We start from the raw sequence: 18914 nt of genomic DNA on the forward strand, positions 1-18914 counted from the left end.
TAAAAACCAATGAATTAGATCAAGTTTAACATTTTTAAACACGTCAAGGCGAATCAACCACGCAAAGGATGCAATTTATTGCATAAATACAAACGTTGCCATCCGTCCAGTTTTTGCATCACGGCGATAAGAAAAGTAATCTTGGTCTTGTTGATACGAGCATTGATCACCACCAAGAACTATCTCCACCCCTAAACTGTTTAAAATAAATCGGGCAATTGCATACAAATCAGCCTGATATTTACCTTCAGTTTGACCTGAAATAAAAGCGCTTTCCAGTTCAGGATATTTTTCACAGAAAGCCACTTTTACTTCTGCTCCCACCTCAAAACAAGGCTGGCTAATGGCTGCACCCAACCATGCCCAAGCGGGTTGAGACTTCATTTCAGCAATCGTATTTTCAATAATGCCACTGGCCAAACCACGCCAACCAGCATGAAGATTGGCAACTTCGGTGCCATCGGCATTGCCCAAGACCACAGGAAGACAATCCGCAGTCATCATCATTAAGGCATGACCTCTGCGCTGGGTGACCAGACCATCGCCCTCAAGCGCAACAAATGAAATCTGTTCATTCACGGTATGGCAAATGGTGCTGTGGGTTTGCGTCATCCAGGTAATTTTATCAACACCATATGCAGATAATTCATTTAGCAAGATCATACGATGCTGCTGAACCCGTTGCGGATCATCATTGACATGCAAAGCCAAGTTAAAGCCAGTCAGGTTTTGGTTACTGGTCGCAATTGCCTGAGCATGTTCAATACGCGTTTGCCCCACATACACACCTTTAGGCAAACCTTGTACAAATTCCATCAATGATTCCTTGCTTAACGTGATTTTGACAAAAATATGATATTCGGAAACGTCATTCGCAATTGTTCGAGACAGGACTTCATGAATAAGATGTTGTTTCTGCGATCTATTAAACTAGCTGCTAGTCGTGAACGAGTTTTGCGAATGACAATGGGTTTGCTTACTTTTGCCAAAACAAAAGTAAGTCCAGCGGAAAGCTTATCCTGAAACTCAATGAGAACTCAGCAAGACTCCGTTAATATATTTTTCAATAAGTTAATTAATATTTACGTCGAATTCAGTTTACTTAGTAAGCTTCATTTTCACGACGTAATACTTCAATCAACTGAGTGAAATCTTCTGGCCACGGTGCTTCAAACATCATCTCCTCACCTGTACGTGGGTGAACCAGACCAAGTTTGGCTGCGTGCAATGCCTGACGTTTAAAGCTGCGCAGCATATCAATTAATGCTTCCGATGCACCTGCTGGAAAACGTACACGATTGACATAAACAGGGTCCCCAATCAAACCATGTCCGAGGTAACTAAAGTGCACCCGAATCTGGTGGGTACGCCCTGTTTCCAGTTGTGCCTGAATACGGGTGAAGTCACGGAAGCGTTCTTTGACATTATAATGTGTTACCGCATCACGCCCACCTGGCAAGATCGCCATTTTGACACGGTCTACAGGATGGCGCTTGATTGGCTCATCAATGGTGCCACCCGCAATAATATTGCCATATACCACCAGATCATAAACACGGTAAACGGTTTTCTTTGCCAGTTGTTTACTCAATGAAAACTGGGCCTCAAGATTTTTGGCAACCACCAGCAAACCACTGGTATCTTTATCAATACGATGTACCAAGCCAGCGCGGGACAGTTCCGCCAGTTTCGGTGCATGGTAAAGCAAGGCATTCACTAAAGTGCCTGTTGGATTGCCTGCACCTGGATGAACCACCATGCCCACTTCTTTATTAATGACGATAATATCGTCATCTTCATAGACAATATTGAGTGGAATATTTTCAGGCTGGCTTGAAGTTTGTGCCTCAAGCTCAACCTCAAGGGTAAGCAGTTCATTGCCCTCACAACGGTACTTCGGCTTTACGATGTTACCATTTACCAACAGATGACCATCTTTCATCCATTGCTTGAGTTTTTCACGGGAAAACTCGCTCCAGACCATCGCTGCAACCTGATCGATACGTTGGCCTAAATAGGTTTCATCAAGTTGAATTTGCAACGATAAACGTGTTGCAGTTGAATCAGAATTATGATTATCTGCATCGACAGAATCTTCGAGTAAGAAATCTGTTTCAGAGAAATTTGAATTGGAAGATTGTGCTGAAGTCATTTGATGATCGGTACAAAAATGGTTTAATAGCACCATTGTAGCTTATTGTCCCAAAAACAGAGGAATTTTTATGTCGCTACCCCATTATAAAATTACGATACTGGCACTATCTTTAGGCGTAGCGTCTGCATTTGTGGGCTGTAGCAGCAATCCAAGCAAGAAAGATGTGGTTGATAAAGGGCCACAATCCAGTGAACAGGTTTATTTTGAAAAAGCACAGAAATCACTTGAGCGCAATCAATATACCGATGCGGTAAAGTCGCTTGAAGCCCTAGATACCTATTATCCAACTGGGCAATATACACAGCAGGCACAGCTTGAACTTCTTTATGCCAAATTCAAACAAAAAGATTATGAGGGCACGATTGCACTGGCGGAACGTTTCATTCGTTTAAATCCACAACATCCAAATGTTGATTATGCCTATTATGTTCGTGGTGTCGCCAACATGGAAATGAACTACGATAGCCTGATTCGTTATACCTCACTGCAACAGTCACACCGTGATGTCAGCTACATCAAAGTTGCCTATCAAAACTTTGTGGATTTGATCCGCCGTTTCCCAAGTAGCCAATATTCTGTCGATGCGGCACAACGCATGAAATATATTGGTCAGGAATTGGCTGAGAGTGAGATGAACGCGGCGCGTTTCAACATTCAACGCAAAGCCTGGCTGGCTGCTGCTGAGCGTGCGCAGTGGGTGGTTGAGCATTATCCACAAACTCCACAGACACCTGAAGCTTTGGCAACCCTAGCCTATAGTTACCAAAAGCTTGGTGATAAAGCGACCTCCCAACAATATGTTGACATCCTGAAGCTTAACTATCCAAATTTAGTTAAATCGAATGGTGAAGTTAATTTACGTGCGGCACGTAAAGACAGTAGTTGGGTCAACCGTGCAACTTTGGGCTTATTGGGTCGTCAATCGAAAACTTCGGATAGCAAAAATATAGAAGCCAGTACCGAGACTGAAAAACGCAGCCTCACCAACCGTCTGAGTTTTGGTTTACTGGATAAGCCTGAAACATCAGTGCCCGTTGAATCGGCAGTGCCTGCACCTGCAAGCAATCCTGCACCTGCTGTTATTGACAACAATCCAAGCGAGGAAGATGCCGCAAATTAATTTGCAGTCATCTGAATGCACCAAACAGGCAAGCCAACCCTTGCCTGTTTTTCATTTTATGCAACAATGATGCTGACAAATCATAAAGATGTCCCCCCAGTTTTAAACGGTTAAACCCTATGGCAATTCCACAGCATACGATTGATCAAATTCTGGATCGAACCGACATTGTCGATTTGATTGGTCAACGTGTGAAGTTAAAAAAGACTGGGCGTACTTATTCAGGCTGCTGTCCTTTCCATCAGGAAAAATCACCTTCATTCCACGTCTACCGAGACAAGCAGTATTATCATTGCTTCGGCTGTCAGGCCAATGGCAATGCCATTCGTTTCCTGATGGATATTGATGGTCGAAATTTTGTTGATGTGATCAAAGAACTGTCCAACAAGACAGGCATCGACCTCCCCAAAGACAATCAGGACAATAAAAAACTATCCTATAAGCGTAGTCCGCAACAGGTTGCTGCACCACAACCCGTACCAGCGCAGAATAATAGTCCAACATCAACAGTCATCTCTGAATCCATCGACAATCATTTTGTGGATATAGATCTTTATATGGATGATCCTTTTGCACAGTTTGACCCATCATTTACGATGGATGAACAGGTGCAGGAAGGCAATCTCTATGATCTTCTGGAAAATATTGCACTATTTTACGAACGCCAACTTCCCAACAGCCAGAAAGCACAGAATTATTTCAGGCAACGAGGCTTATCTGCCCAAACCATTCAGTTTTGGCGCTTGGGTTATGCACCAGAAGATTGGCAGCATCTGGAAAAAGCTTTTCCTCAAGATATTGAGGGGTTAAAACAACTTGGCTTGATTCGTTCCAGTGACAGTGGTCGGGATTTTGATTTACTGCGTGACCGCGTGATTTTCCCAATCCGTGACCATAAAGGTCGTGTGGTGGGTTTTGGTGGCCGTGCCTTAAATGATGAAATCAAGCCCAAATATATCAACTCACCTGACTCGGAAGTGTTCCACAAAAACCAGCTCCTTTATGGTTTATATGAAGGGCGTAAACTTAAGGCCAATGACTGGCTGATGGTGGAAGGTTATATGGATGTGATTGCGCTACAGCAATATGGCATCTCTGGTGCGGTGGCAACCCTGGGAACAGCCAGCAATGCCGATCATTTAACTACCCTATTTAAACAAAACTCACGAATCACCATTGCATTTGATGGTGATGCAGCAGGGCAAAAAGCGGCACGCCGTACTTTGGAAATTGCCCTGCCCCTGCTTAACGATGGCCGTGAATTAAAGTTCTTTGTACTGCCGAATGAACATGATCCAGACTCACTCATCCGTCGGGAGGGTTTGGAAAACTTTCAAAAGCTACTGCAACAGGCTCCTTTATTGTCAGACTTTGTGTTTGCGCATTTAACAGGGCAACATGATGTTAGTTCTCCCGAGGGTAAAAGTCTGGTGATGGGTGAACTGCGTGAATTAACCGAACTGTTACCTAAACATGGCTCATTTCGTTATTTGCTGACCCAATCTTTCCGTGAAAAACTGGGTTTGGGTAAACGTTTTACGCCTCAAATCAGCCATGATGCATCCCTGTCTTTTAACATTCATACCAAGGATGAGGATTTTGCCATTGCGATCTTAATGCACCATCCATTTTTATATATTCACTTTGAAGAATTACGTGCAGTCATTGACCACACTGAACTGTTGGCTAAAATTCTAGCCTCATTAAATATTGTGTTTGATGATTTACCCGATGATCAGGAATTGGCAACCTATTATGTACTGGGTGCCTGTAGCAACTACAGCCATGAAATTGCCGATATTATGCAGCGTACCGATATTCAGTCACTTACACAGGCACCTGAAATTGCAGATAAACTGGCGAAAGAATACGCTTTAGGGCTTCAGGAAAAATATTTGCGCTTAAAACTCAAATCACCAATTTCTCTCATTGAGTCCCGAAATTTACGCCAGCAACTCAATGAGTTAACCAAGCAGATTGGTTTAAGGTTGTTGTCTTAACTACTGTCTCGGCTTACGCTCATGTTCAAACACATACTGTAGATGTTGCTGTAACCACTCAAAATAATCTGGATTTTCAGCCTTGGCAGCCTCTCTTAATAAGATAGAGGTTGGATGCATGAGCTTTTGTGTTAAGCGATGCGCAAATTCCTGTAGTACCTGCTCTGCATCATGTCCATGCTTTAACGACTCCAAGGCATGCAGCAATTCTTTTTGGCTTACTTCCTCACTGTGCTGGCGATAGGCCTGAATGGTGCCACTCGCCTCCTTGACCTTTTGCTGGGTCATCAATTGGGTTGCCAACTGATTGACCATAATCTCAGCTTCTACCGCCGCTTGACGGCGTTGTGCCAGATTCTCATCAATCACGCTTTGCAGGTCATCAACGCCATATAAATAAACGTTGTCCAGTGATTCAACCTTTGGATCAATATCACGCGGAACAGCCAAATCAACCATGAGCATTTGCTGATAACGACGTTTTTTTAATGCTATCTTAACATCCGCATAACCAATCACTTGATGCAAACTGCCCGTACAGCTTGAAACTACATCGGCCCGATGCAGGTTCTGTGCAAGTTCTGTAAAAGATATAATTTCAACATCCACCTGATGCGCAATATCCTGCGCGAGCAAATCAGCGCGTTCACGACTACGGTTACAAATGATAATCTTGGCCACCCCCATTTCCGCCAAATGCTTGGCAACCAGACTATTTATTTCCCCTGCCGCAACCACCATAACGGTGAGATTTTCTGGATGGCTAAACACTTGTGAAGCCAATTGCGCAACCGCATAGCCCATGGAAACCGCATGGCTTCCTACAGAAGTTTCCGAGCGAACCCGCTTTGCCGCATAAAAGGCATATTCAAAAACACTATTCAGCTCAGGCGATACCGTTTCCGCATCTTTGGACAATGCCAATGCACTTTTAACCTGCCCTAAAATCTGTGGTTCACCCAACATCAGTGAGTCCAGACCACTGGCAACACGCATGAGATGTGTAACCGCCTGGGCATTCTCGTAACGATAAACATGATGAATTAACTGTTTTACATCAATATTATTCACCTGGGCCAGCCAATTCAGGACGCTATCCGCATCTTCCGTCATGGCATACACTTCGGTTCGGTTGCATGTGGAGACCACCACCATATCTTTCAGTGAAGAATGCTGGCGTTGTTTAAGCAATAGCTGGGCTAATCGCTCTGCATTGAAAGCAATTTGTTCGCGAAGCTCAACAGAAGCTGTCTGATGGTTGACACCCAATGCAAAGAAAGACATATCAGATCATCATTTCGCTAAATTTATGTTATTGTGCAACATCGGTGTCATAAAAAGCATTACTTTGGATCAATAAAAATTGCGTCAGCTACATCGCCGTACCTATTTTAACGGCAAGACGATTAGACGGTATTCTACCACAATCTTGTTGTTAGGTAGTATGAACGCTTATGTCTCCGCACAAGCAATACATGATATGTATGCTGACCAAAGCTTTGAACATGCCCTACAACAGAGCATGGTTGCCGAATTTTCCCTTGCCTATGACGATATTGCAACAGCCCTGCACAACTATACCGTGCTTGCCATTCGCAGCAATTCCACCATCATTAAGCAACGTGCCTTAGATATTGCACTGGAATATAATGATCTACAGGCAGCCCTGGACATTGCCACCCACTGGGTTGAGCAGGAACCTAAAGATGTGCCTGCTTTGTTCTATTTATCGCATATTGCCCTGAAAACACATGAATATGAACTTGCGGCCAAGACACTGGACAAGATTTTAAATATTGACCCAACCGCCGATTTGGAACAAATTCTCGCAGGTATTGCACCTGAACAGGCGCAAGATCGCGAAGTCCTGCTCAATGCCTTACGCGCAAGCAAGGAAAAGGACAACCCCTCTATTTTAGCGTTAATCGCAGGATTAGAGGCACAAGATGGCTTATATGAACAAGCACTGAGCAATATTAACCGCGCCTTACGCAAACGTTCAAAATCCACCAGCTTTATCCTGATGAAAGCCAACTTACTCATGGCTTTACGCGATGATACCGCCACAAAAAAATGGTTTGCCCGGGCCAGCCGTAAAAATAAGAATAACCTTGATGTCCGCTTGGCTGAAGCACGTTACTACATCCAAATCAACCAGCAACAGGAAGCTTTAGACAAGCTTGAAAATATTATTAAAGACCATCCTCAGGCTGAGGAGGCTCTGTTTATTGCAGGCTTAACCAGTATTGACCTCAAGCAATATGAGAAAGCGGAACAATATCTGATTGATTTACGCTCTTCGGCAAAATACCAGAATGAAGCCTATTATTATCTTGCGATTAATGCACAGCGCAAACAGCATTATGAAACGGCAAAGGCCTATTATCGTCTTGTTGATGGCAGCTTGTATATCGTGTCCCGCCGAAACATGATTGCGATTTTTGAGAAGCAGGAACAACTAAATGATGCATTGCGTTTCCTGACTCAGGAACGGGTCAACTATCCTCAGCACGCCAGTTTTCTTTATCAGGCCCAAGCCGACATTTTAAAGAAAATGGACAATAAAAAAGCGGCCCTGACCCTGCTGGATGAAGCGATCAAGAACATTCCAGATGACCCAGAGCTGATCTATGCTGAGGTGTTATTGCTCGACCCATATACAGATCGGGATAAACTGGATAAAACACTCAAACAGCTATTGGCAATCGAACCAAACAGTCCAACCTATCTGAATGCCTATGCCTATACCTTGGCATTGCAGAATCGCCGCTTAAAGGAAGCGCGCAAATATGCTGAACTGGCACTGGAATACGCACCAGAACAAGCCTCTATTCTGGATACACTTGGTTATATTGCCTTTTTACAAAATGATTTTGATACCGCAGTTCAGGCGCTACAACAAGCCTATAGTATTAGTCAGAATGTGAATATTGGGATTCGCTATGCCAAGGCGCTGTATATGCAGGGTTCACTCGCCCAATTTAGCGATGTGTTACAGCAACTGAAACAAAAACATGCAAATGCCCCACAATTACAACAACTTGATGGCTTAATCTTACCTGTAACCGTAAAAAAGAGTTAACCCCATGCGTTTGTTTGCAAAAATATGTCTGGCCATGTGTAGCAGTAGTGTGTTGTTTCTCAGTGGGTGTCAACATTTAAGTCAACCGAATAAAGTGATTGCCTCACCACAGCTACAAGATGAAAAAAATTTTAACTTACAGGGCAAAATTGGAGTGCGCACCCCACAGCAGTCAGGTAGTGCATTCTTTACATGGCTACAGCAACAGGATCAGTTCGACATTGAACTCACAGGCATTTTGGGAGTGGGTAAAACCCAGATTCAGGGTAAGCCTGGCGAAGTGACATTGAATAGCGCCAAAACGGGCTTAATTACCGCAGCCTCTCCTGAAGAATTGCTGGAAAAAGCCACAGGTTGGCAAGCGCCGATTATGCATTTAACCTACTGGATTCAAGCCAAACCAGCCACAACAAACGCCCAGATCACCAAAGATCAAAACAACCGTTTAAAACAACTGATTGAAGATGGCTGGACGGTTGATTTTAGTTATAACGACACCCAGACCTTGCCCAACAAGCTTTTGTTGAAGCAGGCACTTGCGGAAGATCAAGAAAACCGTATTACAATGGTTATTCAGAACAGATAGTGTTTCATTCAACATTTTGGGATATACTAAAAACATATACTTCCAAATAGGTGTATCACGATGGAAAAAGCAACGATCTTTAAAAATAATCGCAACCAAGCGGTACGTTTGCCCAAAGCGGTTGCTTTTCCTGAACATATCAAACAGGTAGAAGTGATTAGTATTGGAGATACACGAATTTTAACCCCTATTGGAAAACGCTGGGAATTATGGATGAATACGCCATCACAACTGACCGAAGATTGTTTTCAGGAACGTGAGCAACCGATTGTGCAAGAACGAGAAAGTTTCTAATCATGTTGAAATACATGCTGGATACCAACATCTGCATCTATGCGATTAAGAAAAAGCCGATTGAAGTCATCCAACAGTTTTCCAAGTATCAGGATTATCTTTGTATCAGCTCGACCACCTTAATGGAGTTGTATTACGGTGCAGAAAAATCATCCAATCCCCAAACCAATCTGACTGAAATTGAAAAATTTGTGGCAAATCTGATCGTCCTTGATTATGACAATTATGCCGCAGCACATACCGCACAAATTCGGGCTGAACTATCAAAAACAGGCAAAACTATTGGCAGTTATGATGCCATGATTGCAGGGCATGCCCGTAGTCAGGGATTCATTTGTGTCACCAATAACATACGTGAGTTTGAACGTGTGGCTGGATTACGTCTAGAGAATTGGTGGGTGCAGTCTTAAATGTTACGGAAGCAAATATGACCATTTTACGTGTCCCATCCCCTGCCAAGCTTAATTTATTCCTGCATATCGTGGGTCGCCGTGACAATGGCTACCATGAATTGCAGAGTATTTTCCAACTGATTGATCTTTATGACTGGATCAGTTTTGAGGCCATTGAAGAAAATCAGATTCAGATTGAGGGATTAGCCGAAGTAAAACTGGAACAAAACCTGATTTATCGGGCTGCACAATACCTGCGTCCACATGCCAAGACACCCTGCGGATTAAAGATCTCAGTGGAAAAAAATATCCCGATGGGGGCGGGTCTGGGTGGTGGCTCATCCAATGCCGCAACCACATTGATTGTACTGAACCAATTATGGCAGTGTGGGTTAAATGATGAGCAACTTGCAGCCTATGGCGTACAGCTTGGCGCTGATGTTCCAATTTTTATTTTTGGGCAAAATGCATGGGCTGAAGGAGTGGGTGAACATTTATCATTCATAGACTTAGCTCAAAAACAATTCATTGTTTTAAAACCTGACTGTTTTATCAGCACTCAACTGCTTTTTTCACAAAAAACATTGACAAGAGATACCAAGCCCACTACATTTTGCGCCTATCAGTTAGAACCTTCTCTTTTCGGAAATAACTTTGAACCTCTGGCTCGACAGTTATACCCTGAAGTTGAGGAAGCAATGCAATATCTGGATCAGTTTGGTCAGGCAAAGCTTACAGGTACAGGTGCCTGTGTTTTCACTGAAGTAATTCAGGAAATGAATGTAAAGCAAATTTTGCAAAATGCGCCTTGTAAAGCATACTTGGTGAATGGTTTGGCAGAATCGCCATTACGGCATTTCAAGGTTACCGATTAGGGGCGTCGCCAAGTGGTAAGGCAGCGGGTTTTGATCCCGCCATCCGTTGGTTCGAATCCAGCCGCCCCTGCCATATAATAGATTATTCTTTAAACTACCCGTTGGGGAAATTTTTAGTTTCCTCTTTGCGCTTGGGTGAGGTGTTGTTTCGCTTAACCTCTATGAGGAAGAGTTATAGATTTTCCATACTTGAATCAAGCGTTGTTTCACTTGATTTCATTTTGAAGAATTATAAATTTTTCCTTTATATTTTGGCAAAGCGTTGCTTCACGTAATCCTCTTTAGAAAAATCATAGATTTTTCACTTGCGCTCGGGTGAAGCGTTGCTTCACGTAATCCTCGCTCAGGTGCTTCATGCCCAATCTCGTCGTTTTTAGTGGAAGTGCTCATCCACAGTTCGCCCAAAAAGTCGTAAGCCATTTGCATATCCCTCTGGGTGCCGCTGCTGTAAGCAAGTTCTCTGATGGTGAAATTTCAGTTGAAATCACTGAAAATGTACGTGGTAAAGACGTATTCATCGTTCAGTCCACTTGTGCCCCAACCAATGATAACCTGATGGAAATCCTGGTAATGGCAGATGCTTTGCGTCGCGCAAGTGCTGGTCGCATCACCGCTGTCATCCCTTACTTCGGTTATGCACGCCAAGACCGTCGTCCACGTTCTGCTCGTGTGCCAATTACCGCCAAGGTTGTTGCAGACATGCTGACCACTGTGGGAATTGACCGCGTGGTTATGATTGACCTGCATGCAGACCAGATTCAGGGTTTCTTCGATATTCCAGTGGACAACATCTACGGTACACCAGCGTTATTGGCTGACCTGCGTCAGCAGCAACATGACAACCTCATGGTGGTTTCACCTGACGTGGGTGGCGTTGTTCGTGCCCGTGCTGTTGCAAAGCAATTGGGTGACATCGACCTGGCTATCATTGACAAACGCCGTCAAAAAGCCAATGAATCCCAAGTGATGCATTTGATTGGCGATGTCAAGGACCGTGACTGTGTGATTGTTGATGACATGGTGGATACAGCAGGTACGCTTTGCAAGGCGGCTGATGCATTGAAACAGTTTGGTGCCCGCCGTGTGATTGCCTATGCAACCCACCCTGTTTTATCTGGCAAGGCACTTGATAACCTGCGTAATTCTGTGATTGATGAACTTGTGGTGACTGACACCATTCCTCTTTCAGATGAGGCATTAACCTTAGGTAAAGTTCGTCAGGTTTCTGTTGCCAGCATGGTTGCTGAAACAATTCGTCGTATTAATAACGAAGAATCCATTAGCGCAATGTTCGATAGTTATCTATAATACCCCAGCTTTTTTTCAAGCCCTGCCTTATGGTGGGGCTTTCTATCACTAAACTGGTCGCAAGTTTAGTTTCTTAACTCTCAATGAGGATATGCCCATGGCAAACTTCGTATTAAATGCTCAAGCACGTGAAGCTGCTCAACAAGGGAAAGGTGCGAGCCGCCGCCTTCGTCACGCAGCGCAAATTCCAGCGATTATCTACGGTGGTAGTGCTGAGCCTGTAACTGTTACCTTAGAGCTTCGTGAAATTGTTAAAGCTTTAGAAAACAACGCTTTCTTCGAAGAAGTGATCGAAATTAAAATCGGTGACAAAGTTGAAAACGTTAAAATCCAGGCATTACAACGTCACCCAGCTAAAAACACTCCTATGCACGCCGACTTCAAACGCGCATAAGTGTTAAAGGCGTAAATTAGTGTCAAATATTTCGCTAATTGTTGGTTTGGGCAATCCTGGAAAGGAATATGCCCAAACTCGCCATAATGCAGGTTTCTGGTTTGTTGAACAGCTTGCAGATCGTTATGGCATCAATTTAAAAGCTGATCCCAGGTTTCATGGATACAGTGGTCGTGGTCAAGTTGAGGGCCATGACGTACGTTTACTCCTCCCCACCACTTTTATGAACCGTTCTGGTCTAAGTGTTGCTCCTTTCGCCAAATTCTATCAAGTTGCACCTGAGTCAATCCTGATTGCCCATGATGAACTCGATATGGACCCTGGCGTGATTCGCTTGAAAACGGGTGGCGGACATGGTGGACACAATGGTCTTCGTGATATCGTTCCTCATATCGGCGCAAACTTTCACCGTTTAAGAATTGGAATAGGGCATCCAGGCGCTAAAGAACGCGTTTCTGGTCATGTGCTTGGCAAAGCGCCTAGCAGTGAACAAGCTTTAATGGATGCAGCTATTGCTCATGCCTTATCACAAGTCAAGATGCTTGTGAGTGGACAGGTTCCACAGGCCATGAACCACATTAATGCATACAAACCCGCTTAAACTTAAACTGAAATTGTTGATCAATCACGCTTGCCATATTGTCGTTTTAGGCGCAAAATGCGCATCAAACCGCCTACAGCCTGCGGAAACGTGACAAGTCAACCATAAGATATCCGTCTTAGGTCTTACTCAGGAGACGCTAGCCATGCTATCTCGTTTATTAAAATGTAAAATTCACCGTGCAGTTGTGACCCATGCAGAGCTTCATTATGAAGGTTCCTGTGCAATTGATGGTGTGTTAATGGACTTGGCAGGGATTCGTGAATACGAAGAAATCCACGTATGGAACGTAACCAACGGCAAACGTTTCACAACCTACGCAATTCGTGGTGAAGATGACTCAGGTATTATTTCAGTAAATGGTGGCGCAGCTCATCAGGCTGATGTTGGTGATTTAGTGATTATTGCAACTTTTGGTGATTTCACCGAAGTCGAGGCAAACCTGCACAAACCACGTTTGGTCTATGCAAACCCAGACAATACAGTAAATCACACAGCAAACTGTATTCCTGTACAAATTGCATAAGCTCTAAAAGATTCCTAAAAGCCAGTCTGACTGGCTTTTTATTTGCTCAAATTTTTACGATACCTTACGTTCTGCATTGAGCGTATGTATACATGCAATTAATTCATGGAACTGGGAAATTTGCACAATTGGTTGCGCTTGCACCAATTCCCTTGCTGTTCCATAACCATAATTCACGGCAATGGTTTCAATGCCATTGGCACGCGCGCCCATAATGTCATATTGACGGTCACCGACCATGATACATTCCGCAGCGTCCAGATTTTCCTGTTCAAGGATATAAGCAATCAGGTCTGCCTTATGGGTACGTTCACCTGTCAGTTCACTACCATACATTTCGGTAAAATATTGGTCGAGTTGAAAATGTACAAGGATTTGTTTGGCAAAAATCGTAGGCTTCGCTGTCGCTAAAAATAATTGATAACCTTGAGCCTTTAATTGCTGCAAGGTGTCGGCAACTGTTGGATAGACTTCATTTTCAAATAAACCCGTCACCGAAAAACGTTCACGATAAGCGAGCAATGCCTGCTCAGCCAAGTCATCATCCTGAGTATTCAATAATTTTGCCAATGATGCTTTCAGCGGCGGACCAATGGTCCAGTCCAGATCAACCTCATCGGCCAAAGGTTGATCCAGTTTTTCCAAAGCATAACGAATTGAACGATGAATCCCCACTTTTGGGTCTGTTAATGTTCCATCCAAATCTATCAGAATATTTTTGATCGTCATTCGTTCAATCTCTTAAAGCCTTACAACACAGTATCGAGAGTTTCTCAAAACTCCCCTATACTAGCCTAAATGAGAACATAAAAGGAAATTGCAGTGCGTCCAACCGTACTTTGTTTTTCAGGTTTAGACCCATCGGGTGGTGCAGGTTTACAGGCAGATATTGAAGCGATTGGGCAAAGTGGCGCACATGCCGCGATTGCGTGTACCGCTCTCACCATTCAAAACTCACAGCAAGTGTTTGGTTTTGAAGCTACTTCAAAAGAGTTACTACTTGCTCAAGCAAATGCAGTAGTGGGTGATTTACCAATTAAATGCGTTAAATCAGGCATGCTTGGTACAACGGATAATATTGCTGCTTTGGCTGAGTTTTTACGTGAGCATCCTGATTATTTATACGTACTTGACCCTGTACTGGTTGCCAATAGCGGTGGTTCTCTTGGCGATCAGGCGACACTGGTCAAAGCCTTTGTTGAGCTGATTCCTTTGGCAACAGTGATCACACCAAATACGGTTGAATTAAGGGCTTTAACAGGTATTGACGACCTTGAACAAGCCACGCAAAAGCTATTTGAAATGGGCGCAAAGGCTGTACTCGTTAAAGGTGGTCATGAAGATACACCTGATCATATTCGTAATGTACTTTATGCTGACGGCAAAATGATTGCTGAAAGTCATTGCCCTCGTTTAGAAGGACAATATCATGGTTCTGGCTGTTCTTTGGCAAGTTTTATTGCAGGACGTTTAGCCTTAGGTGATTCACTCAAAACTGCTGTCCAACATGCTGAAACGTGGTTATTTGGTGTATTAAAACAAGCTGAGACCCCTGTACCCAATGGGCAAAAAATTCCTAAGCGGTTTTAAAACTTAAATAATAATGAATAGAAATACATATATTTCTATTCATTTATTCAACATGATCTAACGACAATTCACACCATTATTCAAATCAAATACCTCACCACTTAAACAATTTGGAGCTACTTGCGCCAGCCAAAAAGCTGTTTCTGCAATTTCTTGTGTTTGGCAAAATTGCTGATTTAACGTCGCTTCTTTTAACCGCTTTTGTCTTTCAATAGGAATCTTTTGCATCATCCGTGTTTCAACAGGGCCAGGTGCGAGACTAAAGGTTTGAATATTATGCTGGGCATGACTACGAGCCAAACTACGCATCCCATTAATTAGCCCCGCTTTTGAGATACCATACCAGATATCAGGATGACCAATTTGTCCAGCAATGGATGCCATACTAATAATGCGTCCAAATTTCTGTTTTTTAAAAATATTTTCAGCCACATCAATACTCAACTGCATCGTATGAATCAGATTTACATTCATAATTTTTTGCATTTCTTCCCACGTATATGAAGCGGCTGTAAGTGTATTCATATAACCTGCATTATTAATCAGCACATCAAACTGCCCAATCTGCAGAATCACCTTTTCAATTTGATCATATTGCAACATATCCGCTTGCCAATGATGCAAATGAAGATGTGAATATTGTGGAGTATGTCGAGAAATATTATGCACCTCATAATTCTCATCCAAGAATTTTTGGGCAATCGCTTGCCCAATTCCTTGACTGGCTCCAGTAATCAATACTTTTTTCATGCCTAACCTATTATTCATCTAATTCAATAAAACGAGGCAATTGTTGAAAACGTGTTAACCAAGCCTGAACATCTGGATATAGGTCTAATTCTATTTTTCCTTGATGCGCTAAAGCGATGTAGGGATAACAAGCAATATCTGCAATCGTGGCTGATTCACCAACCAACCAATTTCTTGTTTTTAAATGTTGATTTACAACTGCTAATGATACATGTGACATTGCAGTCGCATTTTCGATATCAATATTTGGTTTTTTAATCAGATGAAATGCTCGTGCTGCCGATAAAGTAGAAGCAATTCTTTGATTGGCAAAAAATAACCACTCTAAAACATGTGTCATTGCAATTGTTTCTTGAGGAAACCAAAGCTGATGAGCATCATATGTTCTAGCGAGATAGCACAAGATTGCTTGAGAATCATGGATATGCCTCCCCTGATCTTCTAGCACAGGAATCTGCCCTAAAGGATTCAGTTTTAGAAAATGTTCTGTCTTTTGCTCTTGGTCACCTAAATTTATAGAGACTTTTTCGTAGTCTAAATTCAGAAATGAAAGTAATAATCTGATTTTGTAACAATTTCCTGAGATTACAGTATTATAAAGTTTCATTGTCATCTTCTTTTGTGGTTATATAATTTTAATGTACCGAACGATCGGTACAAAATCAAGTGGTATGAGTAATTTTATGGATAAACCGACTTTAATTCGATCTTTATTAAGTATTTTCAGAGAATATGGCTATGAAGGTGCTTCTTTATCCAAAATTTCTGAACGAACAGGTCTAGGTAAAGCCAGTTTGTATCATCACTTTCCAAATGGAAAACAACAAATGGCACAAGATGTTTTGAGCTATTTAGAACAATGGCGCGAAGATCATATTTTTATTCACCTACAAAGCAACGCATCACCTATTGAACGTTTAGAAGCTCTGACCTATTCATTAAAGCAAGTTTATGAAAATGGCCATGTAGCGTGTATTTTGGCAGTTTTAACCTTAAGTGAAGCGCACCAAACCTTTTTACCTCAAATTCAACCCGTATTTACAAGACTGATTGAAAGTATCTCTGTCGTTTTACAAGATGCGGGAATATCAGAAGAACAAGCTTTCGAGCGAGCACAAGATACTGTGATACGTATTCAAGGATCTTTAATCTTATCTAGAGCATTACAAAGCCCAAAACCTTTTTTACAATTAATGGATAAACTTCCTAAACAATTATTATCTTAAGATTATTTACCACCATTACTTGCATTTAAGCTTAAAGTTGTTTTGACATTTTTTAAGTGATTATGTGGTTGTAAATTAACAACTTCAATCACATAAAGATCTTGAGATAAAGGAATCCAGCCAATACTTCTGTAACTTTGATTTTTACCATCATGTCCTGTTGAACATAAAGACTGAAATTGCTGATTAAAAACAATTTCATGATTTTTTGATTTTCTTACAATAACTTGCAAGGTTATTGGTTGACCTAATTCTTTTCTCTTCTCTATAGGAATGTTGTTATATTTTATAGTCCCATCACAATATTGGTTAAAAGTATTTCCAACAACAAGATCATCAACTCGCTTTTGTGCTGATTCAAATTCAACAGTTAGGCTTAAGTGGTACGACTTTGGTACATTTATCTTAAATTCAGTAGTTGCTAATGCACCTGTATGAGTTAAATCAATCGGAAGATTTGAAAATAATGGAGGAAATGCACAAAGACCAGTCATCCACATTGCCACACTTAAAACGGGCTTTTGACATAAAGCATAAGTAAATGGATTCATTTTTTTAATGTTTTAGTAATTTCAATTTTATAGATTTTATCTTTTATTTTGAAATAAAAAAGGCGCAATACGCGCCTCTTCTGTCACATTACAATTTATTCAGGGATACGTAAAACTTGTCCAGGAAAAATATCATCCGCATTTTTGAGTAATGGTCTATTCGCTTCAAAAATTTTATTGTATCGGTTTGGATCGCCATAATACTCTTTAGAAATCTTAGATAAATTATCACCTGATTTTACGGTATAGAATTTACTTTCAGGTTCAGGTGCTTCAACTGTCATCTGGTCATCAACCCGTGCCACATGGTCAACATTTCCAACCGCAAGAATTATCTTTTCTTTATCTGCTTGGCTTTTGACTCGCCCTTTAATAATGGCTGTATCGGTATTTCCATTGTAGGTTACTGATAAACCATCAACACCAAGACCTAAACTTTTAATCAAGCCTAATAATTTGTTTGCGATTTCCTGAGCTGAAGGTTCAGCAGGCGTTGCTGGTGCTGGCTGAGGTTCTGCTGGAGCCGTATTTTTCTTACCAATACCTTTAACAAAATCAAAAAGACCCATCGTTATTTCCTCTATCATTATTTATGCATGGTCAAAATAGACCTATTTCTAGTTATACTGAAAATTTTTTGCTTTCAGGTTTCAATTTAAAGTGGTCTTGTAAATCTATGTATATTTTTAAGTGAGTCACAAAAAAGCCACCTTACAGTGGCTGTCGATCAGCTCAAGGCGTTATGCGATTTATGCAGTTTCGCCTATAATATTCGCCATATAGTCAATTGCGGCCTGAACTGTGGTAATTTTTTCGGCCTGTTCATAAGGAATTTGAATACCAAATTCTCCTTCAAGTGCCATAATGAACTCAACCACACCCAATGAATCGGCTCCCAAATCCTCTGTAAAAGTTGCATCAGGCTTCAGCTCTTGCTCATCCACACGAAATTGTTCCATGATGATTTGTTTAATACGTTGTGCTATATCCATACAATTCTTCCTTTATTTTATATGATTTAATTCGTTATTTTAAATCGCATAAATTTTATACACTTAAATCGTTTTTTCATATTCAAACTTTATTTTTTCTTGTAAAAATATGTGTATATTCTCTCCAGCGAAAAGTTAGACTCATAAAAAAGCCACCTTGCGGTGGCTTTCGATCATGCAAGATGATTAACCCAGTTTTTTGGTTACATAATCAATTGCAGATTGAACTGTTGTAATTTCATTTGAATCTTCATCTGGAATGGTGATGTCAAAATCATTTTCAAAAGACATTACAAGTTCAACCAGATCCAAAGAGTCAGCACCTAAATCATCCATGAAAGATGCTTCATTCTTGATCTCTTCAGCACGCATACCTAATTGTTCAGCTACAGCTTGTTTGATGCGTTGTTCGATATCGCTCACAGGAATTCTCCTCATTGCTTGTGGCGTTTTAATTTGCCACTAGTTTAAT

23 protein-coding genes and 1 tRNA gene are annotated in these 18914 nt (G+C 41.7%); 14 read left to right on the forward strand and 10 right to left on the reverse strand.

The genetic code is table 11. The features are described from left to right. Positions 1-75 precede the first annotated feature (75 nt). Both pgeF and rluD read right to left on the reverse strand, forming a co-directional pair. Positions 76-816, reverse strand: a complete 741-nt coding sequence (gene pgeF, locus F967_RS10260) for a peptidoglycan editing factor PgeF (RefSeq protein WP_004799715.1) — start codon at positions 814-816, stop codon at positions 76-78. A gap of 286 nt (positions 817-1102) precedes the next feature. Beyond that, positions 1103-2152 (reverse strand): 23S rRNA pseudouridine(1911/1915/1917) synthase RluD, encoded by a 1050-nt coding sequence (gene rluD / locus F967_RS10265; RefSeq protein ID WP_034431261.1) that lies wholly within the window; start codon positions 2150-2152, stop codon positions 1103-1105. Positions 2153-2222: 70 nt separating this feature from the next. On the opposite strand from rluD, the gene F967_RS10270 reads away from it, so the two are divergent. After that, positions 2223-3275 (forward strand): outer membrane protein assembly factor BamD, encoded by a 1053-nt coding sequence (locus F967_RS10270; protein ID WP_004799718.1) that lies wholly within the window; start codon positions 2223-2225, stop codon positions 3273-3275. A gap of 119 nt (positions 3276-3394) precedes the next feature. Then, positions 3395-5275 carry a DNA primase gene (locus F967_RS10275; RefSeq protein ID WP_004799720.1) on the forward strand — a complete coding sequence of 627 codons (1881 nt, stop codon included), beginning with the start codon at positions 3395-3397 and terminating at the stop codon, positions 5273-5275. On the opposite strand, the gene hemA is transcribed toward F967_RS10275, so the two are convergent. After that, entirely contained in the window at positions 5276-6559 is a 1284-nt protein-coding gene (gene hemA / locus F967_RS10280; protein WP_004799721.1) for a glutamyl-tRNA reductase, read from the reverse strand. It lies immediately after the preceding gene. A gap of 79 nt (positions 6560-6638) precedes the next feature. Here hemA and F967_RS10285 point away from each other — a divergent pair, with 79 nt between their 5' ends. The 10 genes from F967_RS10285 to panD all read left to right on the forward strand — a co-directional run bounded on the left by F967_RS10285 (position 6639) and on the right by panD (position 13333). Next, complete coding sequence (locus F967_RS10285; RefSeq protein ID WP_004799723.1) at positions 6639-8357, forward strand: tetratricopeptide repeat protein; 1719 nt, start codon at positions 6639-6641, stop codon at positions 8355-8357. A 4-nt stretch (positions 8358-8361) separates the two neighbouring features. Next, positions 8362-8943: a lipoprotein insertase outer membrane protein LolB gene (lolB, locus tag F967_RS10290; protein WP_004682846.1), complete on the forward strand. Its 582-nt coding sequence runs from the start codon at positions 8362-8364 to the stop codon at positions 8941-8943. Positions 8944-9003: 60 nt separating this feature from the next. After that, positions 9004-9237, forward strand: a complete 234-nt coding sequence (gene vapB, locus F967_RS10295; RefSeq protein ID WP_004676517.1) for a type II toxin-antitoxin system VapB family antitoxin — start codon at positions 9004-9006, stop codon at positions 9235-9237. A gap of 14 nt (positions 9238-9251) precedes the next feature. Beyond that, a complete protein-coding gene (vapC, locus tag F967_RS10300; RefSeq protein ID WP_004682848.1) occupies positions 9252-9647 on the forward strand; it encodes a type II toxin-antitoxin system tRNA(fMet)-specific endonuclease VapC in 396 nt (131 codons plus the stop codon). Positions 9648-9670: 23 nt separating this feature from the next. Next, positions 9671-10504, forward strand: coding sequence for a 4-(cytidine 5'-diphospho)-2-C-methyl-D-erythritol kinase (gene ispE / locus F967_RS10305; protein WP_026040051.1), 834 nt, complete (start codon positions 9671-9673; stop codon positions 10502-10504). Further along, positions 10503-10577 (forward strand) — tRNA-Gln (locus F967_RS10310). Before ispE ends, F967_RS10310 begins: the two co-directional genes overlap by 2 nt. Positions 10578-10858: 281 nt before the next feature. Next, positions 10859-11812, forward strand: coding sequence for a ribose-phosphate pyrophosphokinase (locus F967_RS10315; protein ID WP_004676510.1), 954 nt, complete (start codon positions 10859-10861; stop codon positions 11810-11812). A 97-nt stretch (positions 11813-11909) separates the two neighbouring features. Then, on the forward strand, positions 11910-12206 hold the full coding sequence (gene rplY / locus F967_RS10320) for a 50S ribosomal protein L25 (RefSeq protein WP_004799726.1): 297 nt from the start codon (positions 11910-11912) through the stop codon (positions 12204-12206). Positions 12207-12225: 19 nt separating this feature from the next. Beyond that, positions 12226-12807, forward strand: coding sequence for an aminoacyl-tRNA hydrolase (gene pth / locus F967_RS10325; protein WP_004799728.1), 582 nt, complete (start codon positions 12226-12228; stop codon positions 12805-12807). 145 nt (positions 12808-12952) lie between these two features. Continuing rightward, positions 12953-13333: an aspartate 1-decarboxylase gene (gene panD, locus F967_RS10330; protein ID WP_004655255.1), complete on the forward strand. Its 381-nt coding sequence runs from the start codon at positions 12953-12955 to the stop codon at positions 13331-13333. 54 nt (positions 13334-13387) lie between these two features. Here panD and F967_RS10335 read toward each other — a convergent pair whose 3' ends face one another. Further along, positions 13388-14062 (reverse strand): HAD-IA family hydrolase, encoded by a 675-nt coding sequence (locus tag F967_RS10335; protein WP_004799731.1) that lies wholly within the window; start codon positions 14060-14062, stop codon positions 13388-13390. A gap of 93 nt (positions 14063-14155) precedes the next feature. Here F967_RS10335 and F967_RS10340 point away from each other — a divergent pair, with 93 nt between their 5' ends. Beyond that, complete coding sequence (locus F967_RS10340; protein WP_004799732.1) at positions 14156-14923, forward strand: hydroxymethylpyrimidine/phosphomethylpyrimidine kinase; 768 nt, start codon at positions 14156-14158, stop codon at positions 14921-14923. A 57-nt stretch (positions 14924-14980) separates the two neighbouring features. Here F967_RS10340 and F967_RS10345 read toward each other — a convergent pair whose 3' ends face one another. Together F967_RS10345 and F967_RS10350 are read right to left on the reverse strand one after the other, a co-directional pair. Then, positions 14981-15673 (reverse strand): SDR family oxidoreductase, encoded by a 693-nt coding sequence (locus F967_RS10345; RefSeq protein WP_004682856.1) that lies wholly within the window; start codon positions 15671-15673, stop codon positions 14981-14983. A 10-nt stretch (positions 15674-15683) separates the two neighbouring features. After that, complete coding sequence (locus F967_RS10350) at positions 15684-16280, reverse strand: glutathione S-transferase family protein (RefSeq protein WP_004682857.1); 597 nt, start codon at positions 16278-16280, stop codon at positions 15684-15686. Positions 16281-16356: 76 nt separating this feature from the next. Between F967_RS10350 and F967_RS10355 the strand changes: the two genes are divergently transcribed. Beyond that, positions 16357-16899, forward strand: coding sequence for a TetR/AcrR family transcriptional regulator (locus F967_RS10355; protein ID WP_004682858.1), 543 nt, complete (start codon positions 16357-16359; stop codon positions 16897-16899). 2 nt (positions 16900-16901) lie between these two features. On the opposite strand, the gene F967_RS10360 is transcribed toward F967_RS10355, so the two are convergent. From F967_RS10360 to acpP (F967_RS10375), 4 genes are all read right to left on the reverse strand, one after another. Continuing rightward, positions 16902-17450, reverse strand: coding sequence for a DUF5625 family protein (locus tag F967_RS10360; RefSeq protein WP_004682861.1), 549 nt, complete (start codon positions 17448-17450; stop codon positions 16902-16904). Between the two features lie 95 nt (positions 17451-17545). Continuing rightward, complete coding sequence (gene lysM, locus F967_RS10365; RefSeq protein ID WP_004799735.1) at positions 17546-18019, reverse strand: peptidoglycan-binding protein LysM; 474 nt, start codon at positions 18017-18019, stop codon at positions 17546-17548. Positions 18020-18199: 180 nt separating this feature from the next. Beyond that, entirely contained in the window at positions 18200-18442 is a 243-nt protein-coding gene (gene acpP, locus F967_RS10370) for an acyl carrier protein (protein ID WP_004799737.1), read from the reverse strand. A gap of 186 nt (positions 18443-18628) precedes the next feature. Next, the gene (acpP, locus tag F967_RS10375) at positions 18629-18865 is read right to left on the reverse strand and encodes an acyl carrier protein (RefSeq protein ID WP_004655272.1); all 237 of its coding nucleotides are present in this window, start codon (positions 18863-18865) and stop codon (positions 18629-18631) included. Positions 18866-18914 lie beyond the last annotated feature (49 nt).

It is taken from the genome of Acinetobacter sp. CIP 102637 (assembly GCF_000368425.1).
Classification (GTDB): Bacteria; Pseudomonadota; Gammaproteobacteria; order Pseudomonadales; family Moraxellaceae; genus Acinetobacter; species Acinetobacter parvus.